The sequence below is a fragment of the Candidatus Poribacteria bacterium genome (assembly GCA_026702755.1).
Taxonomy (GTDB): Bacteria; Poribacteria; WGA-4E; order WGA-4E; family WGA-3G; genus WGA-3G.
The window spans coordinates 1-6,117 of record JAPPBX010000066.1 but is presented as its reverse complement, the minus strand read 5'-3'; the positions used below and the strand labels follow the sequence as shown (position 1 = coordinate 6,117).

The following is a 6,117-nucleotide window of genomic DNA, read 5'->3' as shown; positions in this document are numbered from 1 at the left end:
ATACCAAAAGAACCTTGATAACTATGGCTTTCGCATAACTTCTGAGAAATATCAGATAATAAATTATGGTTTTTTCGGATTTCTGATGGGTGCCAACCTTGTAGGGGCGGGGTCTCCCTGCCCGCCATAAATGAACAATGTGTATATTTAATATTCAAACTTGCTCAATAAGCAAGTTTCAATATTAAATTATCAATTTAGAGAGTTTTAAGTTATCCTCTGGATAAATCTCCCTCGTAAGGAGTGTCTGTAGTAATGATATACGCTGAACTGAATGATGCTTCTGCGCTTGAACGTCTTGATGTTGCGCTGTGTGAAGCAAGGAAACAGCATAGGCCCAGGGAAAATTACACGGGATAAGGACGGTAGAATCTGGATCGAACCTAAAGAATACGAGCCAATACTTGACAAGTACATACGCATTAACCAGCCTGAAGGAAGCCGCATGAGCCATCGGGCATACTTACATGATGCGCGGATTGGATTAGGCGACAAATATCCGGGTGCGGATTGGCTTGCCCATATTTGGTATGCTCGGAATCTCAAGATTTTCGTAAATCTGACGCGCATCACTGAATCTGATGATGATCGAATTTTTCTAATCATCGGTGGGGGGCATCTTTTTCTTGTCCGACAATTTCTTGAAGATTCAGGAGATTACATCATCGAAAGTCCACTCAAATACCTAAAAACGGAGGATGTTAATTGATGAAACACCAAACGAAACCGACAATTATGATTCTTGGTAGCGGACATTTAGCAAATTGGGGAGCAGATCGAATCAATTATAGAATGGACGATGTCCTCGCACCCAAACGCCAAGCCGAACTTCAGCAGTTCGCTGAACAACTTGCCAGATTCAAGCCGACGAAGATAGCCGTTGAAGTTGATACAAATTGGGAGGCTGAACTTCAGGAGGAATACAACGGTTACCTGCAGGACAACTTCCAACTTAAACCCCATGAAATCCACCAGATTGGATTCCGATTGGCGAAACAGATGGGACATCCAAAGGTCCACTGTGTAGATTATCTTCGCGATGATCCAATGATTCGGGAGGATCGGGAAGATCATTTGACAGATTATGGTGCGTTTGCAGAGACGAACGATCAGGAACATCTTATGGGGTCGCCACCTACTGGAAAAATGACGCAGGATGAAGATGGCACAATCTGGATTGAGCCTGAGAAATACGAACCCATAGTTGACATGTACATACAGGAAAACCAGGATGAAAAGATCCGCACAAACCTCCGCGACTACTTACGGATTGCCCGAATCGGTCTTCGAGACGAGTACCCGGGGGCGAATTGGGTCGCACATTTTTGGTATAATCGGAACCTCAAAACTTTCGTCAACCTCACCCGAATTACGGAATCAGAAGATGAGCGTATTTTGCTAATCATCGGTGCTGGGCACTTAGGATTCCTTAAACAAATTGTGGAAGACTCCGAAGTCTATCACTTGGAAAGCCCGCTGCAATACTTAGAGACAGGTGGAGAGGAGAAATCTTCAACCGAGAAAACGAATTGAGGATATGATTTATTCGCCTTTTCGATGCTTGCGTTGGATGTCTCTTTACAAACTAAAACAACCCCAACGTAAGCGTCAATCAGATAGTTTTACGGATAGGAGAAAGTTCTATGAAAGTCTTAGTAAAGTGGAAAACCTATACAATGGCACTCCTTGCAGGTGTGTTGTTTATGGTCGCCACAACAACAAGTGATGGTCAGACAGATGTATCTACAGGAGGCACTAAACAAATGACGCAAAAACCGACAATCATGATTCTGGGCAGCGGACACTTAGCGAATCCGGGAATGGATGGCTTTAATTATAAAATGGATGATGTCCTCGCTCCAAAACGTCAGCGCGAGATTGAGCAATTGGTTAAACAACTCAGAGAATTTAAACCCACCAAAATGGCTTTTGAGATAGATTTCTCACGAACCGCTGAGACCAACGCAACCTATCAAGACTATCTCAAAGGAGCGTATGAACTCAAACGCCATGAAAGCGACCAGATCGGGTTCCGGTTAGCCAAGCAGATGGGACATTCAAAGGTATACTGCGTGGATTATTTCCGAAACTATTCTGAGGAACCCGACGGGTTTTTTCCAGAAGATTTTGATTGGGATTTGGTAAGTCCTGGCAAGTTCGCAAAAGCACACAATCAGGAGCACCTCATGGGGCAACCGCCTACGGCTGAAGGGGAGGTTACGCAGGATGCAGATGGCACAATCTGGATCGAACCTGAGAAATACGAACCAATAACCGACATGTACAGACGACTCAATCAGCCTGAAGACATACGCGCTGACCATCAAGAGTACTTGCAGATGGCGCGTGTTGGACTCGGCGATCAGTACCCAGGAGCTAATTGGGTTGGGCATTTGTGGTATTCTCGGAATCTCAAAATCTTTGTGAACCTGACGCGTATCACCGAATCTGATGACGACCGAATTCTGTTGATTATCGGTGCCGGGCATATCTTCCTTGTGCAACAGTTCCTTGAAGATTCAGGAGATTACATCATCGAAAGTCCGCTCAAATACTTGGATGGCGAGGGGATGTAGACTTCTTACCTTGTTATCCAGAGGAGCTGTAATCACAAATCGTTCTTACCGATAAAGGTGATGAGGCATATTAATGCATACGCTTTGGCTTGTTATCCAGCGAGAATTCGTCTCAAATGTGTTAACCTCCCGATTTATGATTGGGCTTATCGTCTGTCTGCTCTCAACAGCTGTTGCTGTTTTCGTCCAAGTGGATGATTACGAAAAACGTTTAACAGGGTATAACGCTGCCGTCCGAGAAGCAAAAGCGGAAGCGCAGGAATGGAATCTCTATTACAACATTAAACCGAGAACACACAGGAAACCGAATCCTTTAGGTATCTTTAACGTAGGGGCGGAGAACTTCGGCGCAAATACGGTCACCATTGAACTGGCTAAGCCTGTCTTTGAACTCACCTTCCCTATAATGGGTGAACCAGCGGAGAAACGGGGGGCAGACAATTCTTTTCTGTCAATGTTCCTAACCATTGATGTGGTTTTTATCTTCAAAATCATACTTAGTGCCTTAGCGATTCTATTTGCTTTCAATACAATTTCAGGAGAGAGAGAAGATGGCACATTGAAACTCGTGTTATCCAATGCGATACCAAGAGATATGATAGTGCTGGGAAAATACCTCGGCGGGATGTTATCGCTGTTTCCTATTGTTTTGATAAGTTTAATCGTGGCACTGGTCATCGCGCTTTCTTCCCGTGTGACTGCTTTTGATGGGAACGATATTTCACATATTGTGCTGATATTTGCCGTCTCGCTGTTGTACGTGTCAACATGGTATCTTTTAGGATTGCTGTTGTCAATTTGGACAAAGTCGCCTGCGACAACCTTAATTCTTTCGATGGTTATTTGGGTGATGCTAACAATCGTTCATTCAAACGTGGCGACGATTGTTGTCGATAAATTTCCACCCTATCAGTCCAAGCCTGAGGCAGAGTTTGTCCGTTCCGCTGGCGATGTGTGGGATCAGTTCAGAAAAGAACGAGATACCTACATCAAACGGAGAGGTTACGAAAACCTGCAGGATTCAATTTTTTGGGAACCTGGGGTGGATTCAGAAAGAACTAATCGCTTTGTTACGTTTTTTTCGTATGGGATGCATAACTTACATTTGTTAGAAGGTTACATTATCAGAGATGTTGACAAAGCGGATACCTCTATCTTTCAAGAGATTTTAGGGTATCAGGAACCGCTTCGGATTGCGTATGCGGATAAAGTGGAGGAAGTTCTCAATAAACCTGCGGAGGTACGAGAGAGAAATGCCAAGTTCGCAGATGCCCTTTCTCGTATCTCCTTTGCGGATGTATATCACTTTGCTATCGGGGCAATAGCGGGGACAGACCGACAGAGTTATAACAATTTTATTCAGGACTCCAGAGCCTATAAGCGTAAAATTGTTGAATATTTGAAAGATAAAGAGGTGTTTACTTCTCGGGCGTGGTTTTCTAATGATCAAAGTGCCGCTGATCTAACATATTTGCCTGCTTTCCAGGACCGGAGGCTTTCACTTTCCGAAAGTTTATCCCGCGCCTACATAGATATTTTGATATTATTAGCATGGAATGTCGTTTTATTCATGGCAGCTTATGTGTCCTTTCTACGATATGATTTAGGTTGAGACGAGGAATCAAGACAGATGATTTGGCAGATAGCATTCAAAGAGATATACCACAATCTCACAACCCTGCGATTCGCTTTAATAATAATTATACTACCCCTCCTGTTTGTGGCAAACTCGCTAATATACAGTTTGGGTGGTTACAGCTATACCGCGCAAGTTAACACCTATAACCAACAAGTTGCGCAAAATAGGGATCACATCGAAGATTTCGCGAATAAAGGGCTGGCGGAATTGGCACTGATAGGACCTGGAGAGATTCCGAAGCGTCCTAACCGGTTGACTTTCTGTGCCGATGGCGCGGATAAATTTGTACCGCGCTCTGTCACAATGCAGAATGTCGGAATGCTCAGCCGAGCCGGTTATGATGAATTGGTTGAAGGTTACCAGTGGAGACCTCCATGGATATTAGAGTATCCCTTGCAGAATAAGGGTGGCAACGTGATACAACGCATCAAAATCGACTGGGTCTTCATCGGTATTTTGATGAGTTTCTTTGCGATCTTGCTCACTTTCGATGCTATTGCCGGAGAACGAGCGCGTGGCACGCTGAGCCTTATGATGTCGAATGCAGTATCACGTGGACAAGTGTTGTTGGGAAAATATCTCGGTGCTTTTGTGACAGTCTTTCTACCCCTTATCATAAGTATCCTAATAAATCTACTCACCATCTATTTCTTCGGAAATATTCCCTTTGCGTCTGAACATTGGCTACGTATTTTGGGGATGGTGGGGTTATTTGCATTGCTCGTTTCCATTTTTATCTTTCTCGGGCTTTTTTTCTCCAGTCGTGTCTCAAACGCCATTACAAGCTTAGTATGGCTCTTGCTCACTTGGGTTTTTTTGGCGTTTATTTTTCCAAGCTTACTCGGAACTTTTGTGGGTAATCTGAATCCGATTCCATCCGTTGACGAAGTTTTGAGGCAGAAACATGCACAATTAGGACAGTTGTATGCTGAATACGACCCCTTCAATAACGCCGAAGATATTCTGCCTAAGTTAAGCAAGGCAGCATCTGCCGAAAATCCCAAAGCCACGCGCCTTTGGGCAGATTTCCTTGCCAAAGAAGTAGAGACGAAAACTCGGTTTTCAGATGGGCACATTGACCAGCAATTTAAGCAAGTACAACTCGCCCGCGACCTCACCCAAATCTCTCCAATAGCGACTTTCCAATATGCAATGGAAGGGCTTGCGAACACAGGTATCGTGAGTTATATGAATTTTGTCAAACAAGCGCGTCGTTATCGGCAGACGTTCATAGACTTCATTAAAGCGGAAGATCAGGATGATCCAGAAAGCCTACATATCTATCCTGTAAGGGAGGGGTTATCTCAGAAACCGGTGGATTTGGACGCTGTACCGGTTTTTGAAGAGCAGATCTCTTACCGCAGCGTGTTATCCCAAGTCGGTTTGTTGGTGCTGTTTAATCTTCTATTCCTTATTATCGCACAGATTTCTTTTATGAAAAGCGATTTAAAGTAAATATGACGTAAGGCTCCTATATCGGAGGTAGACAAAAAACTATGTCGGACAAAGGAAAATTAACCCGTCCTTCATTTCGAGACTTACTCTGGCTGTTCGCACGAGTGTTGAAAACATCGCCTTTTATCGCTACAGTGTGGATAATCCTTGTTCTCATCAACGCAGGTGCCGGCGCAGCCCAGCTCCTCGTGCTACGAGAAACCGTTAACACCCTCGTCGAAGCAGACCTTATAAACAGTGCTGTTCCATGGTTGGCCGCGCTCTGTTTCCTCTTTTTCATAGAGCAGGCGATTTCGACACTCCTACCACTTCTGCGCGAGCAACTCCGCATTAGAGCCGGTTTCACTTTGCAGCGTGCTGCCTTACAAAAGACAGGCAAACTGCCACTGGAAGCGTTTGACGACGAAGAATCGCATGACCTCATCAATCGCGTCCTTGCCAGAGGGG

6 protein-coding genes are annotated in these 6,117 nt (G+C 44.4%); all 6 read left to right on the top strand.

The features are described from left to right. Window positions 1–301: 301 nt before the first annotated feature. Window positions 302–709 (top strand): DUF5694 domain-containing protein, encoded by a 408-nt coding sequence (locus OXH39_12150; GenBank protein ID MCY3551202.1) that lies wholly within the window; start codon window positions 302–304, stop codon window positions 707–709. Continuing rightward, on the top strand, window positions 709–1,533 hold the full coding sequence (locus OXH39_12145) for a DUF5694 domain-containing protein (protein ID MCY3551201.1): 825 nt from the start codon (window positions 709–711) through the stop codon (window positions 1,531–1,533). The genes OXH39_12150 and OXH39_12145 overlap by 1 nt, the downstream gene beginning before the upstream one ends. A gap of 110 nt (window positions 1,534–1,643) precedes the next feature. After that, complete coding sequence (locus OXH39_12140; GenBank protein ID MCY3551200.1) at window positions 1,644–2,576, top strand: DUF5694 domain-containing protein; 933 nt, start codon at window positions 1,644–1,646, stop codon at window positions 2,574–2,576. Window positions 2,577–2,649: 73 nt separating this feature from the next. After that, on the top strand, window positions 2,650–4,188 hold the full coding sequence (locus OXH39_12135) for an ABC transporter permease (protein ID MCY3551199.1): 1,539 nt from the start codon (window positions 2,650–2,652) through the stop codon (window positions 4,186–4,188). An 18-nt stretch (window positions 4,189–4,206) separates the two neighbouring features. Further along, window positions 4,207–5,670 carry an ABC transporter permease subunit gene (locus tag OXH39_12130; GenBank protein MCY3551198.1) on the top strand — a complete coding sequence of 488 codons (1,464 nt, stop codon included), beginning with the start codon at window positions 4,207–4,209 and terminating at the stop codon, window positions 5,668–5,670. Between the two features lie 41 nt (window positions 5,671–5,711). After that, a partial coding sequence (locus OXH39_12125) for a hypothetical protein (protein MCY3551197.1) occupies window positions 5,712–6,117 on the top strand: 406 nt, incomplete at its 3' end.